Source organism: Rosenbergiella sp. YN46 (genome assembly GCF_036620675.1).
Lineage (GTDB): Bacteria > Pseudomonadota > Gammaproteobacteria > Enterobacterales > Enterobacteriaceae > Jejubacter.
Genome location: NZ_JAZHEE010000024.1, coordinates 45,657 through 64,744, shown reverse-complemented (window position 1 = coordinate 64,744; position 19,088 = coordinate 45,657). Strand labels below are relative to the sequence as shown.

At 55.7% G+C, this 19,088-nt stretch carries 18 protein-coding genes; 7 read left to right on the top strand and 11 right to left on the bottom strand.

The window, feature by feature from the left end:
* The first annotated feature begins 1,368 nt into the window (after window positions 1-1,368).
* The 5 genes from V3W49_RS16055 to osmB all read left to right on the top strand — a co-directional run bounded on the left by V3W49_RS16055 (window position 1,369) and on the right by osmB (window position 6,186).
* Window positions 1,369-2,496: a CMD domain-containing protein gene (locus V3W49_RS16055; RefSeq protein WP_500146823.1), complete on the top strand. Its 1,128-nt coding sequence runs from the start codon at window positions 1,369-1,371 to the stop codon at window positions 2,494-2,496.
* A 78-nt stretch (window positions 2,497-2,574) separates the two neighbouring features.
* Window positions 2,575-4,509 carry an exoribonuclease II gene (locus tag V3W49_RS16050; RefSeq protein ID WP_500146821.1) on the top strand — a complete coding sequence of 645 codons (1,935 nt, stop codon included), beginning with the start codon at window positions 2,575-2,577 and terminating at the stop codon, window positions 4,507-4,509.
* 138 nt (window positions 4,510-4,647) lie between these two features.
* Window positions 4,648-4,830 (top strand): protein YciZ/DeoL, encoded by a 183-nt coding sequence (gene yciZ, locus V3W49_RS16045; protein ID WP_500146820.1) that lies wholly within the window; start codon window positions 4,648-4,650, stop codon window positions 4,828-4,830.
* Between the two features lie 120 nt (window positions 4,831-4,950).
* Window positions 4,951-5,712: a DNA-binding transcriptional regulator YciT gene (gene yciT, locus V3W49_RS16040; RefSeq protein WP_500146819.1), complete on the top strand. Its 762-nt coding sequence runs from the start codon at window positions 4,951-4,953 to the stop codon at window positions 5,710-5,712.
* 258 nt (window positions 5,713-5,970) lie between these two features.
* Window positions 5,971-6,186 (top strand): osmotically-inducible lipoprotein OsmB, encoded by a 216-nt coding sequence (gene osmB / locus V3W49_RS16035; RefSeq protein ID WP_154776270.1) that lies wholly within the window; start codon window positions 5,971-5,973, stop codon window positions 6,184-6,186.
* 116 nt (window positions 6,187-6,302) lie between these two features.
* Here osmB and yciH read toward each other — a convergent pair whose 3' ends face one another.
* The 5 genes from yciH to pgpB form a co-directional block, all read right to left on the bottom strand.
* Window positions 6,303-6,629 carry a stress response translation initiation inhibitor YciH gene (yciH, locus tag V3W49_RS16030; RefSeq protein ID WP_500146817.1) on the bottom strand — a complete coding sequence of 109 codons (327 nt, stop codon included), beginning with the start codon at window positions 6,627-6,629 and terminating at the stop codon, window positions 6,303-6,305.
* Window positions 6,629-7,348, bottom strand: a complete 720-nt coding sequence (pyrF, locus tag V3W49_RS16025; protein ID WP_500146816.1) for an orotidine-5'-phosphate decarboxylase — start codon at window positions 7,346-7,348, stop codon at window positions 6,629-6,631. Before pyrF ends, yciH begins: the two co-directional genes overlap by 1 nt.
* 189 nt (window positions 7,349-7,537) lie before the next feature.
* Window positions 7,538-8,707, bottom strand: a complete 1,170-nt coding sequence (gene lapB / locus V3W49_RS16020) for a lipopolysaccharide assembly protein LapB (RefSeq protein ID WP_500146815.1) — start codon at window positions 8,705-8,707, stop codon at window positions 7,538-7,540.
* Window positions 8,708-8,713: 6 nt separating this feature from the next.
* Window positions 8,714-9,028 (bottom strand): LapA family protein, encoded by a 315-nt coding sequence (locus V3W49_RS16015; protein WP_500146814.1) that lies wholly within the window; start codon window positions 9,026-9,028, stop codon window positions 8,714-8,716.
* A 151-nt stretch (window positions 9,029-9,179) separates the two neighbouring features.
* Window positions 9,180-9,932, bottom strand: coding sequence for a phosphatidylglycerophosphatase B (gene pgpB, locus V3W49_RS16010; protein WP_500146813.1), 753 nt, complete (start codon window positions 9,930-9,932; stop codon window positions 9,180-9,182).
* A gap of 208 nt (window positions 9,933-10,140) precedes the next feature.
* On the opposite strand from pgpB, the gene ribA reads away from it, so the two are divergent.
* The gene (ribA, locus tag V3W49_RS16005) at window positions 10,141-10,731 is read left to right on the top strand and encodes a GTP cyclohydrolase II (RefSeq protein WP_154776266.1); all 591 of its coding nucleotides are present in this window, start codon (window positions 10,141-10,143) and stop codon (window positions 10,729-10,731) included.
* 63 nt (window positions 10,732-10,794) lie between these two features.
* Here the strand turns inward: ribA and acnA are convergent, their stop codons facing one another.
* From acnA to topA, 6 genes are all read right to left on the bottom strand, one after another.
* A complete protein-coding gene (acnA, locus tag V3W49_RS16000) occupies window positions 10,795-13,470 on the bottom strand; it encodes an aconitate hydratase AcnA (RefSeq protein WP_500146811.1) in 2,676 nt (891 codons plus the stop codon).
* A 299-nt stretch (window positions 13,471-13,769) separates the two neighbouring features.
* Complete coding sequence (gene ymiC, locus V3W49_RS15995; protein WP_277752980.1) at window positions 13,770-13,865, bottom strand: small membrane protein YmiC; 96 nt, start codon at window positions 13,863-13,865, stop codon at window positions 13,770-13,772.
* 160 nt (window positions 13,866-14,025) lie between these two features.
* Complete coding sequence (locus V3W49_RS15990) at window positions 14,026-14,193, bottom strand: YciX family protein (protein WP_500146810.1); 168 nt, start codon at window positions 14,191-14,193, stop codon at window positions 14,026-14,028.
* Between the two features lie 2 nt (window positions 14,194-14,195).
* The gene (locus V3W49_RS15985) at window positions 14,196-14,324 is read right to left on the bottom strand and encodes a YmiA family putative membrane protein (protein ID WP_500146809.1); all 129 of its coding nucleotides are present in this window, start codon (window positions 14,322-14,324) and stop codon (window positions 14,196-14,198) included.
* Window positions 14,325-14,668: 344 nt separating this feature from the next.
* Complete coding sequence (cysB, locus tag V3W49_RS15980; protein ID WP_500146807.1) at window positions 14,669-15,643, bottom strand: HTH-type transcriptional regulator CysB; 975 nt, start codon at window positions 15,641-15,643, stop codon at window positions 14,669-14,671.
* 186 nt (window positions 15,644-15,829) lie between these two features.
* The gene (gene topA / locus V3W49_RS15975; RefSeq protein WP_500146806.1) at window positions 15,830-18,430 is read right to left on the bottom strand and encodes a type I DNA topoisomerase; all 2,601 of its coding nucleotides are present in this window, start codon (window positions 18,428-18,430) and stop codon (window positions 15,830-15,832) included.
* Between the two features lie 391 nt (window positions 18,431-18,821).
* Here topA and V3W49_RS15970 point away from each other — a divergent pair, with 391 nt between their 5' ends.
* On the top strand, window positions 18,822-19,073 hold the full coding sequence (locus V3W49_RS15970) for a YciN family protein (protein WP_500146805.1): 252 nt from the start codon (window positions 18,822-18,824) through the stop codon (window positions 19,071-19,073).
* Window positions 19,074-19,088 lie beyond the last annotated feature (15 nt).

Below are 19,088 nucleotides of genomic sequence, written 5' to 3'. Positions count from 1 at the left end.
CCTGTTTCAGAACAAAACCGGCAGAATATGATGATGCGGCGGGCTGTTCCGTTCATTGCCGGGAAACTCCCTCTCCCTTCAGGGTATACGGGTGACAGGCAGCTCCGGCGCCCTGTTTCAGAACAAAACCGGCAGAATATGATGATGCGGCGGGCTGTTCCGTTCATTGCCGGGAAACTCCCTCTCCCGTTTCGGGAGAGGGCCGGGGTGAGGGTGACAGGCGGCTCCGGCGCCCTGTTTCAGAACAGAAGCGGCAGAATATGACGATGTAGTGGGATGTTCCGTTCACTTTGCATCACTGCTTCTCTGTTAATCCACCGCCGGTGAACGGGCCAGGGGGGCTCAGTCGCCGCCTCCCTGGCGACCCGGGCTCCCCGGCGCTAAAAAACGCCGCTGACGCGGGCCCCTACGCTAATTCCCGACGGGTTTAACCGGGACGGGCGTGAGCCGGCTTCCCTGCCGGCCACGCCCTGGGCCGACATCCTTGTCGGCCCCCCTGACCCGTCGTGAACGCTTCGGCGTTTTTTAAGCCGGGATATAACCCCCTTATCGCTTCAGTCTGTTTTTTCAAATGACACCAGCAATACCTTTACTGATAAATCCGGGCAGAAGATTAAAGGCGATGACATTCTCCGGCCTGAAAATCGCCGGAGTATTTCCGACCGCCAGGGTCAGCCCGACAGTACGTCGGGCTGAGGGTGTGCGGCACACGGAGGTGCCGTCACGCCCGACCCGTCCGGCTGCCGGGAAAAGCGCAGGACAAAATTGCCGGGAGCCATTTTGAACAACGCCGCAGGCGTTGACCCAGGAGGGGCGAGGCCCAGGGACGGGCCGAGTAATCCCGAAGGGCGATTTTCACGCCGGAAAGCCGGGTTGTCAGGGGCGGCATTTGAGCCCCTGGCCCGTTCACCGGTTCCGCAACCGACATATAAAAGTAACCTTAAGGTGAACGGAACCTTCGCCAGCGCGACATACTCTTCCAGAACACGGCATAGTCGCAAAAATAGCGCAACCAGCATAAGAGAAATCACCTTCAGGTGAACGGAACCTCCTGCGCGACATACTCACCCGGAAGATAAGGCAGCCGCCGGTAACTTCAGCTTCACGACAATCCGCGATGAACCTTTTTTATACCTGCATCCCCGGGATGGGAGTATCGCCATTCCGGTTCAGATGTCAGATAAAGACATTGCGCACATCACGGTGTATGAATCAACGCAAAGCACGTCAATACCTATATGCCATTCTGATATTTATTATCACCCCCCATTCTTTCACTTCCCTTCTCGCTTACGTCAGGATAACCCTGAACCCCGATCCGGCTCGCTCCCGGCCCCGGATGACTTCATTAAGATCCAAGGAACGCTCATGGAACAGCGCCGCTTTTCCGGCAAAAGCCACTGGTATCATGAAACCCAGTCCAGTCTCTGTCCGGCGGATATCTCGCCGTTAGTTCCCGAGGCCACCGGCGTGGCCGATCCCTTTTATCTCGATCAGCCTGGCGTGACCACGCAGTCAGCCCCGTGGCTTAACGCCGCCAGGGCGCTGGCCCGCCAGCTGTTGCCAGAAAACCTGGAAACCAGCAGGCTGAATACGCTCAGTTGTTACGACAGGCTCAGTACCGCGCTGACGGTGGCCCAGGTTTACGGCGTGCAGCGGCTGTGTAATCACTATGCGGCCCGGCTGGCCCCGCAGCCCGGGCCGGACTCTTCGCGCGAAAGCAACCAGCGTCTGACCCAGATAACCCAGTATGCCCGCCAGCTGGCGAGCCATCCGACGCTCATCGGCCCCCGCTCCCGTGAGCAGCTCGCCGAAGTAGGACTCTCCGATATTGATATTATCCATTTTCATCTGATTATCGGCTTTATCGGCTTCCAGGCCAGATCGGTAGCGGCGGCCCAGGCGCTGGCAGGCACCGATGCCCGCTGGCTGCCTGGAATTGAAATGCAACAGCTCGCCGCAGCGGATCATTTCGTTGAAACCGGCCATGGCTGGCGCAGCGAACTGTGTCGCAATGCGCCGGCCGTGTTTCCTGAAACGCTGGCTACGCAGCGCTTGCCGCTACGTCTGCGTCCGCTGGCGCCGCTGTTCGCCTGGGATCGCGACTCGCTGGAAGCTCTGCTGACGCTAAGTCACCACTTCGACGCTGGAACGACAGAGACGTTGCTCTGTACCCTGCTGAGCGCGCGTATCAACGGCAGCGCAATCTGCTTTAACGCGGCAGCGCAAAACTGGACGCTGGATAAAGCGCTGCCGGACGCGATGCGCAACGGCGAACGCGCCCTTCAGGCATGGGGGCATAGCCATCCACGGGAAAGCGCTATCATTCAGGCGCTACAATTATTGATTCGCGCACCAGGGGTCTTTGGTCATAGCGCAATTCAACCGCTGCGTGCCCAGGGGATTTCAGATATCGATATCGACCATCTCCTGACCTGCTGCGCCCTGTGCGGCTGGTTCGACCGGATGATGGTTGGCCTGGGCGAGCGGGAATAAGCAGAAACAGCGCTTGCTGCGCGAGGCGGATTCGCGTAAAACTGTCAGCCGCTCTTTAGGCCACGAAAACTCAGAGATATGTTTCAGGATAACCCGCTGCTAGCGCAGCTTAAACAGCAACTTCATTCTCAGACGCCACGCGCTGAAGGCGTGGTAAAAGGTACGGAAAAAGGATTTGGCTTCCTCGAAGTTGATGCCAATAAAAGCTACTTTATCCCGCCGCCGCAGATGAAAAAAGTGATGCACGGCGACCGGATCACCGCGGTGATCCATGAGGATAAAGGCCGTGAAAGCGCCGAGCCGGAGGAGCTTATCGAGCCTTTCCTGACGCGCTTTGTAGGACGGGTTCAGAAGAAAGATGACCGCTACACCATCGTACCCGATCATCCACTGCTCAAGGATGCCATCCCCTGCCGCCCTGAACGTGGCCTGAAGCATGAATTTAAAGAGGGCGACTGGGCCGTTGCACAGATGCGCCGCCATCCTCTGAAAGGCGATCGCGGCTTCTATGCCGAACTCACCCGCTACATCACCTGGGGTGACGATCACTACGCCCCCTGGTGGGTCACGCTGGCACGCCATAACCTTGAGAAAGAAGCGCCGGACGGCATCGCCACCGGGATGCTGGACGAAGGGCTGATCCGTGAAGATCTGACCGAACTGCCGTTTGTAACTATCGACAGCGCCAGCACCGAAGATATGGACGATGCGCTCTATGCCGAACAGGATGACCAGGGCAACCTGCACCTGACCGTCGCCATCGCCGATCCCACCGCCTGGATCGCCCCCAACAGCCGACTGGATAAGATTGCGCTCGAACGCGCCTTCACCAACTACCTGCCGGGCTTTAACATCCCGATGCTGCCGCGTGAACTTTCCGACGATCTCTGCTCACTGCGCCCCAATGAAACGCGCCCGGTACTGGCCTGCCGTATGAGCATCGGTAATGACGGCGCTATCGGCAGCGATATCCGTTTCTTTGCTGCGACCATTCGGTCGCGCGCTAAACTGGTCTATGATGAAGTTTCTGACTGGCTGGAACAGAAAGGCAACTGGCAGCCTCAGGATGAAGCTATCAAACAGCAGATCACCCTGCTGCATCGCATCTGCCAGCTACGCGGCGAATGGCGCCACAATCACGCATTGGTCTTTAAAGATCGCCCGGATTATCGCTTCGTTCTTGATGAAAACGGCTATGTGCTGGATATCGTCGTTGAGCCGCGTCGTATCGCTAACCGTATCGTCGAAGAGTCGATGATTGCCGCCAACGTATGCGCCGCCACCGTATTGCGCGATCGTCTGGGCTTTGGCATCTACAACGTTCATACCGGTTTCGATCCGGCCAATACCGAACAGCTGGCGACTATGCTGAAAAGCCACGGTATGCACGTGGATGCAGAAGAGGTTCAGACGCTGGAAGGCTTCTGTAAACTGCGTCGCGAGCTGGACGCACAGCCTACAGGCTTCCTGGACAGCCGCATTCGCCGCTACCAGTCCTTCGCCGAAATCAGCACCGAGCCAGGCCCGCACTTTGGTCTGGGCCTTGAGGCATACGCCACCTGGACGTCACCTATCCGTAAGTACGGCGATATGATTAACCATCGCCTGCTGAAAGCCATTATCAAAGGCGAAAGCGCACAGCGTCCTAAGGATGAGATAACCGTGCAGATGAGCGAGCGTCGCCGTCTTGGCCGTATGGCAGAGCGTGACGTAAGCGACTGGCTCTATTCGCGCTTCCTGCAGGATAAAGCCGGAACCGATACCCGGTTCAGCGCCGAAATTATCGATATCAGCCGCGGCGGTATGCGCGTGCGTCTGGTCGACAATGGTGCCGTAGCCTTTATTCCGGCCCCTTTCCTGCACTCAGTGCGCGATGAGCTGGTATGCAGCCAGGAAAACGGCACCGTGCAGATTAAAGGTGAAACCGTCTATAAGGTTACCGACGTCATTGACGTCACCATCGCCGAAGTGCGTATGGAGACCCGCAGCATTATCGCTCGCCCGGCGAGCTAACCTACCTCAGGGCGCAGATTCCCGCCGCGCCCTGCTCTTTTTACACCCTGTAGCTATAAGATGTTCCTGTTGGTTGCTGGCGCCCGTTAAGCTTTTTCTGCATCATAGCGTTATCGACACCACAAGGAGCTGAAGCCGATGTCAATATCCGATCCCCGTAGCGTCGCTCGTCGCATCGATACCGTGCTGGATATTCTGGTGGGTGGGGATACCGTTTCCGCCATTCGCAATCTGGAAATCCTCAGAGAGGAGCTGCTGGCCAAAGCCCGCGAAAGCGGCGAAGAAGAGCGCCCAGCGCAAAAATCCCCCTGGGAAATTTAATCTCCTGGCTGGCGCTCTTTACGGGCGCCGATTTCCTCCGCCATACCGGCCCCTGGGCGAGCGTGTTATGATGGCGGAAATAAGCATAATTATTCACCTTCCCTCTGTTAACGGACAAGCATGAACGTCAGACAACAGCAAATTTTACAGATGGTCGTTGAGCGCGGCCGAATGAATGTGTCGGATTTGTCCAGAATCACCGGCGTTTCGGAAGTGACTATTCGTCAGGATCTGAACCTGCTGGAAAAACAGAACTATCTGCGTCGCGCTCACGGCTATGCCATCCCACTGGAAAGCGACGACGTGGAAACCCGCATGATGAATAACTTTCCGCTGAAGCAGCGTCTGGCCGAGTATGCCGCGTCGCTGGTGGAAGACGGCGAAACCATCTTTATTGAGAACGGCAGCAGCAACGCGTTGCTGGCCCGCGCGCTGGGCCATAACCGCCATCTGACATTGATTACCGCCAGCAGTCATATCGCCTGGCTACTGCGCGAAAGCGCCTGTGAAGTCATTCTGGTGGGCGGCAGCTATCAGAAGAAAAGCGAGACCATGGTCGGCCCACTGGCCCGCGCCTTTATTCGCCAAATCAACTTTACCAAAGCCTTTATCGGCATTGACGGCTGGCAGCCGGATACCGGCTTTACCGGCAAAGATATGCTGCGTAGTGACCTGGTCAGCGCAGTGCTGGACAAAGAGAGTGAAACCATCGTACTGAGCGACAGTTCCAAGTTTGGCATCACCTGGCCCTGGTCGCTGGGGGCGCAGGAAAAATTCAACCGGGTCATTACCGACAGCGCACTTAGTGCCGACGCGCGGCAACACCTGGAAGCCCGCGGACTCAGGGTCGATCTGATCGACTATCGCAACGAAACGGGATAAACCAGCCATCAGACAGGAAAAATTAAGCAAAGTTTGCGATCGTATTGTGTAACACGATGAATTAAGATTTTTTACCTGTTTTCATGTTCAGTTGCATTTAAAATAGAACTCAGCGGTATAACAGGGAGTGATAATCACCCCGGTGATTTTCATCACGTATCGCAACGTGGTTTCACGGTTTGCCTTCAGTACGGAGAATATCTCCTATACTGGAAAGGAGGCATTTTTCCCGTGAATATTAATTCAGGAGAAAGCATTATGTCGTTAAATAACAAAAAAATCGCTGCAGCAGTTCTGGCCGTTACTCTGGCAATGTCTCTGAGTGCCTGTGGCCACTGGTCGAAACGCGATCGTAACACCGCTATCGGCGCAGGCGCCGGCGCAATTGGTGGTTCAATTCTGACAGACGGCAGCACCCTGGGCACCCTGGGCGGCGCAGCAGTAGGTGGTATCATCGGTCATCAGGTCGACTAACCTTCTGAGACCACCAAAGGCGTTCAGCGCTTTAATGTACGACAACAACGTTGCGAACGGGCCTGACGACAAATTTTAATTGCGGGCCGTGGTTTGAGACCACGGCCCGCTGCTTTTCAGCCGCCCGCCAGCTTTACTTTCATGCCTCTGGCTTCCAGCAGCATCTTGATCAACTCGCGCTTATCGCCCTGGATTTCAATAACGCCCTCTTTCACCGAGCCGCCGCAGCCGCACTTCTTCTTAAGCTCCGCAGCCAGTCGCGCCAGTTCGGCATCATCGCCATCCACGCCGGTAATAAGGCAGACCCCCTTCCCTTTGCGGCCACTGGTCTGACGCTGAATACGCACAATGCCGTCGCCTTTCGAGCGTTCGACAACCGGTTTAGGTTCTTTGATGCGCCCGGTTTCGGAAGACCAGACCAGGCGACTGTTGCTGTCGTTCATTATGCCTCCTTCAGCGACTGGAGAATGGCCTGCAGCGTAGCCGCCGGTTCCGCCGACTGGGTAATTGGACGACCGATAACCATATAGTCTACACCCGCCTGCTGTGCTTCTATGGGCGTCATAATACGGCGTTGATCGCCAGCCGCACTTCCTGCAGGGCGAATGCCTGGCGTCACCAGCTTAAAATCGGCGCCCAGCGCTGACTTAAAACGTACCGCTTCCTGAGCCGAACACACCACTCCATCCAGCCCACAGTCGCGAGTCAGACGCGCCAGACGCTCGGCATGATCGGCCGGTGGAAGACTAATGCCAATATCTGCCAGATCGCAGGCTTCCATACTGGTCAGTACCGTTACCGCGATCAGCACTGGAGCTTCTTTACCAAAAGGCTCCAGCGCTTCCCGGGCCGCAGCCATCATCCGCGCGCCGCCGCTGGCATGCACATTCACCATCCACACCCCCAGCTCTGCCGCCGCCGCTACCGCCCGCGCAGTGGTATTAGGAATATCGTGGAATTTTAGATCGAGGAAAACATCAAAACCGCGCTGCTGCAGATCGCGAACCAGTTGAGGGCCAAACAGCGTAAACATCTCTTTGCCTACTTTAAGGCGGCAATCGCGCGGATCGATACGGTCAACGAACGCCAGCGCGCTGTCGCGATTATCGTAGTCCAGGGCAACAACAATGGGAGAATCTGTGATGGTTTCGGCAGGCTTCATGGCTGTTCCTTCTCTGTAGGGCACCCGCGGCGCAATGGTGTTAAACGCCAGGCATTCTACCCGCCCCTCCGTCAAAAGAACAGCCGCAACGCTGGTTAGCCGACGAGGTACAGGAGGGGCTCGTTGGTTTGTGCTCGCGATATATTATCTCTATTAGTATGTTGTAACTAAAATGGCTTTTTTTAAAAATTACTGACCGTCAAGGCCACGAATCGGTTTTACCGTTGACCAGGCGCGGCAGGAAGGACAGTGCCAGTACATGGTAAAAGCGGTAAAACCGCACTTACGGCAGCTGTAGCGAGGTTTGGTACGCAGCTGTTCGCCCACCATATCGCGTAGCGCCATCAGGCTCTCTTTCGCACGCCCCTCTTCAGCATCGCCCAAATGATAGTCCATCAGGCGGTGGAATACCCGGGTCGTGGGATGCTGCTGAAGTTGCTGTGTAATGTACACCTGAGCCGCTTCACGCCCCTCACGCTGCTCAATAATGCCAGCCAGCATCAGTTCTGCCGCAGCGCCGGTATTTTCGTCCACGCAGCGGCGCAGGAAGGCTTCCCAGGCTGTTGGTTTTTCCAGATGCTGATAGCAGGTCTGGAGCATCTCCAGCGTTTCGCTCACTAAATCTTTATCCTGATCGATAACTCTTTCCAGATGCTCTGCCGCCCGGGCATAATCCCCCTTTTCCATCAGCAAACGTCCCATCATTATCGAAACGCGCGCGCTGTCGCGATCTGCGGCGGCGCCTTTCTTCAGCAGCACCATAGCACGATCGAGATCGTCGTTGCCCATGAGCTGTAACGCCTGCTCACAGTAGAAGTGGGCAATTTCCACCTTCTGCTTGTCGTAACCCAGTTTCACCAGGCGCTCAGCGGTGTCGATAGCCTTCTGCCAGTCACTGGTGGCCTGATAAATCTGGAGCAGTTGCTGCAACGCGCTGACCCTGAAATCAGTCTCATCCACCAGTTGGGTAAACATATCTTCGGCCCGATCATACATCCCGGCAGCCATGTAATCGCGCCCCAGTTGCTGTACCGCAAGCAGACGCTGATCGTAGTCGAGGGAAGCGCTCTCCATCAGGGCCTGATGGATACGGATAGCGCGATCGACTTCACCGCGCGAGCGAAACAGGTTGCCCAGCGTCAGGTGAGCCTCTACGGTGCCGCTGTCCTCTTTAAGCATGTCCAGGAACAGATCAACCGCTTTGTCCTGCTGATTCGACAGTAAAAAGTTAACCCCGGCCACATATTCGCGTGACAGGCGATTGGCTTCCTGCTGCTTGTCGTTGTGCGCACTCCTGCGCCCCATATACCAGCCATAGGCCGCAGCGACGGGCAGCAGAAGAAACAGCAGCTCCAGCATCGAAAATTATTCCTTCACGGCTGGCATGGCGGCACTGGCGGCGGACTCAGGCATGGCGCCATCGCTCAGTTTCTGCTCCAGGCGCTTCACTTTACGGTCGGCGCGCACCAGCGACAGGCGTAAACGTAGCCAGAACAGCCCGCAGATAAGCCAGCCGATGATAAAGCCTGCACCGAACAGCGTTGCCAGCAGCGTCGAGATGCGGTAGTCCCCCTGGGCCAGCAGGTAGTTAAAGTGAACAACCTGATTGTTTTGCGCGCCCAGCGTCACTGAAATAATGAAAATTGCCAGTACCAGTAAGAAAATCAGTAAATATTTCACATTACTTCCCGTATGTGGTTGTCATCGGATAAAGCCTGACCGAAACCCTGCGTCCAGACCCATAAATTACCATTTCCCTCTCTGACGGGGAATCATAAAGCGCAGGCCTGTTAATGATATATGGAGGCAAAAGCACCTTTTTACAACACTTTCAGTCAGATTCTCCGGTCGGGCTCTCTTCCCGGGCCGGCGTCAACGATCCACAGAATCGTCGGGTCAGCCAGCACGCCACGGTCACCAGCAGCCAGGCAATAGCGGTGGAGGCTATCAAATCCCGCGGCCAGTGCATTCCCAGTAGCAGCCTGCTGCCCATAACGCCTACGGCCCAGACCATAAGCACCGCGACGCTAATCACCCGCCTGCGCGGCCACAACAGCCCCACGGCCAGCAGCGCCCAGCTTGCAGCGAACATGGTATGCCCGGAAGGAAACGCGAAGCCGGTCTCTTTCTGCCAGTGGCCGCGCAGCCATTCCGGCAGTTCGTGATGCTGTTCAAGCAGGATTTCCACCTGTTGCGCGCGTTGCTTGCGATTTAAATCATAGAACTGCTGCGCCTGAATGCCATGGGACTCTTCCAGCCATACCACATAAGGCCGCGGCTCCTGAACCTGCTCCTTAATCCACGACTTTGCGCCCTGCCCGCCAAGAATCGCCGCCCCCAGGATCAAAAACAGCACCAGCGCCGCTTTAAGGCGAAAACGCAGACACCAGAGAAACCAGAGACACAGAACCAGGTGGGTTATCATCCCCCAGGGTTGAGTTACCGTTTCGGTGACCCAATACATCACTCTCAGCCACGGCGCGCTTTCGCCGGGATGCCATCGCCAGCCACTTAGTGACACCGTATCAGGCATCGCCAACAATATTAGCGCGCCGGTGGCTGTTCGTTTTGCTATCGACAGCATCGCTTCTCCTTGTTAGCCGCGTGTTTCAAGGATAACCGAAAAGTGCACCGAAGGAAAAAACGCCCGCCCCGCTTCGGGTGAGAATGAGCGTTGTTATCGTCAGGGAGGCGATTGTGCCCGTGATGTGGCAAAATAGCCGATAATAATTGCATACAGCCAGTCAACTGGCGGGGCATTGCAGGCCCTGAATGCGTATCTGGAGAATCACATGCAGCTTAAACGAGTGGCAGAAGCCAAACTGCCAACCCCCTGGGGCGATTTCCTGATGGTGGGATTTGAAGAACTGGCAACCGGACAGGATCATGTCGCCCTGGTGTTCGGGGATATCAGCGATAACGCGCCGGTTCTGGCGCGCGTCCATTCGGAGTGTCTGACGGGTGATGCTCTGTTCAGTCTGCGCTGTGATTGTGGTTTCCAGCTGGAAGCAGCCCTGAGCCACATCGCTGAAGAAGGGCGCGGTATTCTGCTCTATCACCGCCAGGAAGGCCGTAACATCGGACTACTTAACAAAATACGCGCCTATGCTCTACAGGATCAGGGATACGACACCGTGGAAGCCAACCATCAGTTAGGTTTTGCTGCCGATGAGCGTGACTTCACCCTGTGCGCCGATATGTTCAAGCTGCTGGGGGTGGATGCCGTGCGTCTGCTGACCAACAATCCGCGTAAGGTCGAGATCCTGACCGAATCGGGGATAAACATCGTCGAGCGGGTGCCGTTGATTGTCGGTCGAAACCCGAAAAACGAACGCTATCTGGATACCAAAGCCGCCCGAATGGGTCATCTGCTTTCCGAGTAATTGTTAGCGCCATAGTACGCAACGGGCCGCGCAATGCGCGGCCCGCTTTTTTCGCCATACGCCTTACTTCAGCATATTACGAATCACATAGTGCAGAATGCCATCGTTCTGGTAGTAGGTCAGCTCGGTGGCGGTATCGATGCGGCAGCGGCAATCCACGACTTCCTGGCGATCGTCCGGGAAGGTAATGGTCACGGGCACGCTCGCCCCAGGTTTCAGCGCATTCAGGCCGCGAATATCCAGAGTCTCTTCCCCCGTCAGCTTCAGGGTTTTACGAGTCACCCCCTGCGGAAACTCCAGCGGCAGAATCCCCATACCAATCAGGTTGGAGCGATGAATACGCTCGAAGCTTTCGGCTATCACCACTCTTACGCCCAGCAAGCGCGGGCCTTTTGCCGCCCAGTCGCGGCTGGAGCCGGAGCCGTACTCCTTACCCGCCACCACCGCCAGCGGAGCGCCCTGCTGCTGATAATGCATGGCGGCATCGTAGATAGAGACCACCTCATTCCCCGGCAGCAGACGGGTCATTCCCCCTTCCACCCCAGGCACCATTTCATTGCGGATGCGGATATTGGCAAAGGTGCCGCGCATCATCACCTCATGGTTGCCACGGCGCGAGCCGTAAGAGTTAAAGTCCAGACGATCCACGCCATGCTCCTGCAGGTAGCGCCCGGCCGGACTGTCCAGCTTGATGCTCCCCGCCGGAGAGATATGGTCGGTAGTGACCGAGTCGCCCAGCATCACCAGCAGGCGTGCGCCGTGAATATCGTCAACCGGCTCGGGTTCGGCCCCCATCTGCTCGAAGAACGGCGTCAGGCGGATATAGGTGGAGTCCGGCTGCCAGCCATAGGTATCGGCGTTTTCCACAGTGATGGCTTGCCATTCCGGCGTTCCTTCGAAGACTTCAGCATACTCCTTGCTGAACATTTCGGTAGAAACCTGAACCACCGCCTGGGCAATCTCTTCGGTCGAGGGCCAGATATCCTTCAGATACACCGGATTACCGCGTTGATCCTGACCCAGCGGATCGCGGGTCAGATTGATATTCATATTACCGGCCAGCGCATAGGCCACCACCAGCGGCGGAGAAGCCAGCCAGTTGGTTTTCACCAGCGGATGGATACGGCCTTCGAAGTTGCGATTGCCGGAAAGCACTGCCCCTACCGTCAAATCGCCGTCGCGAATCGCCTGCTCGATGGGTTCCGGCAGCGGCCCGGAGTTGCCGATGCAGGTGGTGCAGCCATAGCCCACCAGATTAAAGCCAAGCTCGTCCAGATAAGGGGTCAGCCCGGCTTTTGCCAGATAGTCAGAAACCACTTTAGAACCCGGAGCCAGCGAGGCCTTAACCCATGGCTGACGCATGAGTCCGCGCTCCACCGCATTCTTTGCCAGCAGGCCGGCGGCCATCAGTACGCTGGGGTTCGAGGTATTGGTGCAGGAGGTAATAGCCGCGATCACCACCGCGCCTTCCGGCAACTGATACGCTTGCCCGTCCATGGTATAAGGCACCGGGTCGTGCGCTTTTCGCGGCTTATTCAATTCCAGTTCGGTGCTGGCGGTAAAGGCGGCGGGTACATCGCCGAGCGCTACCCTATCCTGCGGGCGCTTCGGCCCGGCCAGGCTGGCCTCGACATCGCCCATATCCAGCGCCAGGGTACTGGTGAATACCGGCTCGTCGCCGGGACTGCGCCACAGCCCCTGCGCCTTCGAATAGGCCTCGACCAGCGCCACCTGCTCCTCGCTTCGGCCACTCAGACGCAGATAGTCGAGCGTAACATCATCCACCGGGAAAAAGCCGCAGGTCGCACCGTATTCCGGCGACATGTTAGCGATGGTGGCGCGATCGGCCAGTGGCAGCGAATCCAGGCCATCGCCGTAGAATTCAACAAATTTACCCACAACGCCGTGCTTGCGCAGCATCTGGGTTACGGTAAGCACCAGGTCGGTAGCGGTTATACCTTCGCGCAACTTACCGGTAAGTTTAAAGCCCACGACGTCCGGAATCAGCATCGATACCGGCTGTCCCAGCATGGCTGCTTCCGCTTCGATACCGCCTACGCCCCAGCCCAGCACGCCCAGGCCGTTAATCATAGTGGTATGGGAGTCGGTGCCGACCAGACTATCGGGATAGGCAATCCACTCCCCCTGCTGCTCTTCGCTCCAGACGGTTTTTCCCAGATATTCCAGATTGACCTGATGACAGATACCGGTACCAGGCGGCACAACGCGGAAGCGGTTAAATGCCTGCTGTCCCCAGCGCAAAAAGACGTAGCGCTCGTGGTTACGCTCCATCTCCAGTTTGACGTTTTCTTCAAAGGCCTGCTCGTTACCGAAACGATCGACGGTAACCGAGTGGTCAATGACCAGATCCACCGGCGATAGCGGGTTAACCTTTGCCGCATCGCCCCCCAGGCGCTTAACCGCTTCACGCATGGCAGCAAGATCCACCACTGCCGGCACGCCGGTAAAATCCTGCATCAGCACCCGCGCAGGCCGCCAGGCAATCTCCCGGTCGGCATGAGCCTGTTTAAGCCAGTCGACCAGCCCGTGAATGTCCTGCTCGGTTACCGAGTCTCCGTCCTGCCAGCGTAACAAGTTTTCCAGCAACACTTTCAGTGACTTGGGCAAACGGTGGATATCCCCCAGTCTGGCGGCAGCCTGCGGCAAACTGTAATAGTAATAAGTTTTGTCCAGTACCTGCAGGCTGTCCTTACTGGCTTCCCGTAGTGTCGACGACATAGCTCCTCCTTAGATCGGGGAATCGTGATACCCCGGACAGACGTCCGGGTTTGTATTAAAGATAACACAAACATAATGTAACGTTTTGATAACAACCCAAAATGCTAAATCCAGCTCGGAGAAGAGCTACTGCGCAACGGAGGCAAGCGACAACTCGCTAATAAGCAATAGTGGCTTTTAATGACGGGATAGTTAACGGTGCAATACCACAAATAATTGGCGGGTATTTTTATTGCCGGAAAAAGAGGAACGACAAGGATACTCGTAGCAAAACGCCCGCATAACGCGGGCGTAATGAATTAGCGGGTAATAACCCAGACCAGCTGAGCCCAGAACGCCATTGACAGGCTAAAGGCGCTCAGCCATGACCAGTATTTGACGCAATGTCTATTCATAATAAAAGTAACGATTAATTTTATTAATGGATTCAGGTTGATGATTTTATCAACCCCCGGCTGCTGCGGTTATTTTTCATTCAAATGGTGGCTCGTTATTACTATTAATAGCAAAGAACTCACCGTTCCGGTTTTACTAACCGGTATTAATTGTTAAGTATTATTGTTTTTTGTGATCTTCTTCAGCAAACAAATCAATAAAAGCTTGTTGCCGTTTGGTTAACTTCCAGCTGGCGGGAAGTTTAATCCCCGAACTACGCTCGATTTTATGTTCGTCATTTTTCTGACATACCCGGGATACGGGCAAAGTCGGTGTCTGAATTGTCATAATCAGCCCCAGAATTTCCAGACCAAAAGAAGGAGACCTCCCCAGAACAGCGCCGACACAAGGAATACCGCAAGCCAGGCTTTGCGCTTTAGCTCGGAATCCCGTTGTAGCTCGTCGTCCGGAGATGACATTGCAGACCTCTTACAATCGACATCACTTATCATAATGCTACCTGACAATTGGCAGGACTAATCGCCATTGGGATTAATCCTAAAGAAACTCTAGCTTAAAAGCCAGCGACTTTACGTATATTTTCGCGGCAAAAATTAAATCTTTTGACCTGAAATAAATTATTGGAAGTCAGTGTTTGCCGGAAAGCCACTTATTAACTACGGTTGTTGCCGTTATGTAATAAGTGATAATGCAGAAGGTTACAAAAAGGCGGCGCTATTAGAAATGAGGGTCACGATGAGAGGGATTACTATTATCTTTCTCCGCAGTCCAGCGGCCCCTTTCACAGAGGCCGCCGCTACGATTATTTCGATGGCAGCTTAATATCGCGGAACATCGCTTCAATATCATCATTAGAGCGCAGCGCCACCGCGGCATCCACCACATCGCGGGTTAAGTGCGGCGCAAAACGCTGAATAAAATCATACATATAGCTTCGCAGAAAGGTGCTGCGCCGGAAACCGATCTTGGTGGTGCTGTGACTGAATATATCGTGGGCATCGATTCTCACCAGATCGGGATCGGATACCGGATCCACCGCCATACTGGCAATCACCCCTACCCCCAGCCCCAGCCGGACATAGGTCTTAATGACATCGGCATCGGTAGCCGTAAAGACGATGCGCGGCGTCAGTCCGGCATGATTAAACGCGGTATCCAGCTCAGAACGGCCGGTAAAGCCGAAGGTATAGGTCACCAGTGGATACTGGGCCAGCTCCTCAATACTAAGATGCTCTTTGGAAGCCAGCGGGTGATCGGGCGTTACCACGACGCAGCGATTCCAGTGATAACAAGGCAGCATCACCAGGTCGTCATACAGATGCAGCGCTTCAGTGGCAATGGCGAAGTCGGCATTGCCTTTGGAGACCGCCTCGGCAATCTGGGTCGGCGAGCCCTGATGCATATGCAGCGATACCCGCGGATAACGTTCAATAAAGCCCTTAATCACCCCCGGCAACGCATAGCGAGCCTGAGTGTGGGTGGTCGCCACATACAGAGAGCCCTTATCTGGCCAGGTATGTTCACCGGCCACCGACTTAATGGCATCCACTTTGGACAGCACTTCGCGAGCGATACGGATAATCTCTTCGCCGGCCGGGGTCACCTGGGTCAGGTGTTTACCGCTACGGGCAAAAATCTGAATGCCCAGCTCATCTTCCAGCATGCGCACCTGCTTGCTGATGCCAGGCTGGGAGGTATAGAGTCCTTCAGCAGTAGAAGAGACGTTAAGGTTATGGTTTACCACCTCAACGATATAACGAAGCTGTTGTAGTTTCATGGCTGTCAGTCCGGGATTAAGCACACCACGCTTAAGGCGATTTGAATATAAGGGGGCGTGGTCTTAACAACTATATCACTTATAGCTGATTTGTATAGACCAAAAGAAAAGATAATAATCAGGTTATAACCAGGGGATAAAAAAGGGCCGGAAATTCCGGCCCTGGCTGTTCATCGTGCGCGAAGACTATTTTTTCTTACCTTCCACCCACTTGCCATCGATGAAAAAGGCGGACCAGCCGGTCGCTTTACCTTCTTTTTCGGACGATACATATTGCTGTTTGGTTTTGCGACTAAAGCGCACCACCGTCTGATTACCGTCCGGATCCTGCTGCGGCGCGTCGGCCAGATAGCGCAGCTTCTCCGGCAGGCGATCGCGGAAGCGGTACAGCTCTTCCACCAGCGGCGCCCGTGTTTCCCGGGATTTTGGGAAAGTATTGGCCGCAAGGAAAATGCCCGCCGCACCGTCGCGCAGTACAAAATAAGCGTCCGACTTCTCGCACGGCAGTTCCGGCAGCGGTACCGGATCTTCCTTCGGCGGCGCCACTTCACCGTTACGAAGAATCTTACGGGTGTTCTTACACTCATCGTTGGTGCAGGCCATGTATTTACCAAAACGCCCCATCTTCAGGTGCATTTCAGAACCACACTTCTCGCACTCCACCACCGGGCCGTCATAGCCCTTAATGCGGAACTCGCCCTCTTCTATCTCGTAACCGTCGCAGGCCGGGTTATTACCGCAGACGTGCAGCTTGCGTTTGGGATCGATAAGATAGCTGTCCATCGCGGTGCCGCACTTCGGGCAGCGACGTTTGGCGCGCAGCGCGTTGGTTTCGGCGTCGTCGCCTTCCAGCACGTTAAGCACTTCGTTTTCCGGCACCAGGTTAATGGTGGTTTTGCAGCGCTCTTTCGGCGGCAGCGCGTAGCCGGAACAGCCCAGGAATACCCCGGTGCTGGCGGTGCGTATCCCCATCGGGCGGCTGCAGGTCGGGCATTCGATGCTGGTCAGAACCATCTGATTCGGGCGCATACCGCCTTCTTGCGGATCCTTTTCGGCCGTCTCCAGCTGGGCGCTGAAGTTGTCGAAAAAGTTATCCAGCACCTTGCGCCACTCCTGCTGATGGTTAGCCACTTCATCGAGTCGGCTTTCCATCTGAGCGGTAAAGTCGTAATTCATCAGATCGCGGAAGTTATCTTCCAGCCGGTCGGTGACTATTTCGCCCATTTTTTCCGCATAGAAACGGCGGTTTTCCACCCGCACATAGCCGCGATCCTGAATCGTGGAGATGATCGACGCATAGGTAGACGGACGGCCGATGCCGCGTTTTTCCAGCTCCTTGACCAGCGAAGCCTCGCTAAAGCGTGCAGGCGGCTTGGTAAAGTGCTGCGCCGGAATCAGTTCCACCAGCGACAGAGTATCGCCTTTTTCGACCGCCGGCAGCGTGCGATCTTCATCGCCCTTGCGCAGCGCCGGCATTACCCGGGTCCAGCCGTCGAAACGCAGAATTCGCCCACGAGCCCGCAAACGGAAGTCACCTGCCCCTACGGTCAGCGTGGTGGAGTCATACTTCGCCGGCGTCATCTGACAGGCGACAAACTGACGCCAGATCAGCTGATACAGCCGCTGGGCGTCAGATTCCATATCCTTCAGGGATTCCGCCACCACATTAACGTCGGAGGGTCGGATAGCCTCGTGAGCCTCCTGCGAGTTGTCCTTGCTGGCGTACTGGTTCGGCGACGCAGGCAGATAGGCTTTGCCAAAGTTACTGTCAATGTAGCCGCGCGCCATATTCAACGCGTCCTGACTCAGGTTAGTGGAGTCGGTACGCATATAGGTGATATGTCCGGCTTCGTACAGCCGCTGAGCCAGCATCATGGTCTTTTTCACGCCGAAGCCCAGGCGAGTGCTGGCCGCCTGCTGCAGCGTGGAAGTGATATAAGGAGCGCCTGGCTTGCTGCTGGTCGGCTTATCTTCCCGTTCCAGCACGCTGTAGCGCGCTTTTTCAAGCAGAGCCACCGCAGCCATGGTCTGCTCGCGGGTTACCGGGCGGAAAGGTTTATCGTTCTGATGCGTCACCTCAACCGGCAGGTTTTCACCGCCTGGCGTGGTCAGGTTAGCATCCACCTCCCAGTACTCTTCCGGTACGAACGCCTTGATTTCGCGCTCGCGCTCCACCACCAGACGTACCGCCACGGACTGTACGCGTCCGGCGGAAAGACCGCGGGCTATCTTCTTCCACAGCAGCGGCGAAACCATGTAGCCCACCACGCGATCCATAAAGCGCCGCGCCTGCTGGGCGTTAACCCGATCGAGATTCAGTCCGCCCGGCTGTTCAAACGCCTGACGAATCGCATTTTTGGTGATTTCGTTAAATACCACCCGGCTGTAGCGCTTATCGTCGCCGCCGATCACTTCCCGCAGATGCCAGGCAATAGCTTCCCCTTCGCGGTCAAGGTCGGTTGCGAGATAGATGTGGTCGGCTTTCTCGGCCAGCGCTTTCAGTTCGGACACCACCTTCTCTTTGCCCGGCAGCACTTCATAATGCGCCGCCCAGTTGTGCCAGGGGTCGATGCCCATACGGTTAACCAGAGCGCCACGCTCATCCTTTTTGCCTTTCCTGGCCGTTTTGGTGGAGGCAGAGTCGGCGCTCTTTTTTTGAGTTGAACCGCTGGTCGGCAAATCGCGGATGTGCCCTACGCTGGATTTCACCACATAGTCACTGCCGAGATACTTGTTGATCGTTTTGGCTTTTGCCGGGGACTCAACGATGACGAGAGCTTTACCCATATTCACCTTTACCTAATCTGATTCTTCCAGCTGATTATTCAGAGAACGTGTCGGTTGATTCACCGTCCACTGGCGACAAACCTCTATATGGCGGTAGCGCAAATGGATATCAACCCTGCTCTACCGGCGTCGAAACGGAGATAAAACAGGCACTATCGTGCAATTTTGATGCAGCGCGACGGGATATTCGGCTGAATGTCAAGCAATTCTGTTGCCAGTTCTGCGAAAGCGTCACACTGTACCTGATAAAATTTGATACGCAACTTTATTAGCATGCAATAGTGAATCCCGCCAGCCAGCGAAACTTTACAGTTCAATACGTAAGCGGCCACACAATTTGCCCGAACGCCACGCCCGGCGTAAACTACGCACGGTTTGTAAGGAGAAAGTGATGCAACGTCAGACCCAACCCGCAACCCGGGAAACACTGCTTGAAGAAGCTAATAAGATCATGCGCGAGCATGAGGATTTTATCCAGGGGATGATCGCAACCGACGTGGTCGAGAAAAACGGCGTGTTGGTTTTTCGCGGCGAATATTTTCTGGATGAGCAGGGATTGCCTACGGCGAAGAGCACGGCGGTGTTTAATATGTTTAAACACCTGGCCCACGTTCTGTCGGAAAAATATCACCTCGCCGACTGACCGCCATAAGAAAGG

What these genes read in the sequence shown, in the direction of transcription:
- topA (WP_500146806.1), bottom strand. Translation starts at nt 18,430, where the DNA reads ATGGGTAAAGCTCTCGTCATCGTTGAGTCCCCGGCAAAAGCCAAAACG.
- yciZ (WP_500146820.1), top strand. Translation starts at nt 4,648, where the DNA reads ATGTCAATATCCGATCCCCGTAGCGTCGCTCGTCGCATCGATACCGTG.
- ymiC (WP_277752980.1), bottom strand. Translation starts at nt 13,865, where the DNA reads ATGAATAGACATTGCGTCAAATACTGGTCATGGCTGAGCGCCTTTAGC.
- V3W49_RS16050 (WP_500146821.1), top strand. Translation starts at nt 2,575, where the DNA reads ATGTTTCAGGATAACCCGCTGCTAGCGCAGCTTAAACAGCAACTTCAT.
- V3W49_RS15990 (WP_500146810.1), bottom strand. Translation starts at nt 14,193, where the DNA reads ATGACAATTCAGACACCGACTTTGCCCGTATCCCGGGTATGTCAGAAA.
- V3W49_RS15985 (WP_500146809.1), bottom strand. Translation starts at nt 14,324, where the DNA reads ATGTCATCTCCGGACGACGAGCTACAACGGGATTCCGAGCTAAAGCGC.
- acnA (WP_500146811.1), bottom strand. Translation starts at nt 13,470, where the DNA reads ATGTCGTCGACACTACGGGAAGCCAGTAAGGACAGCCTGCAGGTACTG.
- osmB (WP_154776270.1), top strand. Translation starts at nt 5,971, where the DNA reads ATGTCGTTAAATAACAAAAAAATCGCTGCAGCAGTTCTGGCCGTTACT.
- pgpB (WP_500146813.1), bottom strand. Translation starts at nt 9,932, where the DNA reads ATGCTGTCGATAGCAAAACGAACAGCCACCGGCGCGCTAATATTGTTG.
- pyrF (WP_500146816.1), bottom strand. Translation starts at nt 7,348, where the DNA reads ATGAAGCCTGCCGAAACCATCACAGATTCTCCCATTGTTGTTGCCCTG.
- V3W49_RS16055 (WP_500146823.1), top strand. Translation starts at nt 1,369, where the DNA reads ATGGAACAGCGCCGCTTTTCCGGCAAAAGCCACTGGTATCATGAAACC.
- cysB (WP_500146807.1), bottom strand. Translation starts at nt 15,643, where the DNA reads ATGAAACTACAACAGCTTCGTTATATCGTTGAGGTGGTAAACCATAAC.
- V3W49_RS15970 (WP_500146805.1), top strand. Translation starts at nt 18,822, where the DNA reads ATGCAACGTCAGACCCAACCCGCAACCCGGGAAACACTGCTTGAAGAA.
- ribA (WP_154776266.1), top strand. Translation starts at nt 10,141, where the DNA reads ATGCAGCTTAAACGAGTGGCAGAAGCCAAACTGCCAACCCCCTGGGGC.
- lapB (WP_500146815.1), bottom strand. Translation starts at nt 8,707, where the DNA reads ATGCTGGAGCTGCTGTTTCTTCTGCTGCCCGTCGCTGCGGCCTATGGC.
- yciH (WP_500146817.1), bottom strand. Translation starts at nt 6,629, where the DNA reads ATGAACGACAGCAACAGTCGCCTGGTCTGGTCTTCCGAAACCGGGCGC.
- yciT (WP_500146819.1), top strand. Translation starts at nt 4,951, where the DNA reads ATGAACGTCAGACAACAGCAAATTTTACAGATGGTCGTTGAGCGCGGC.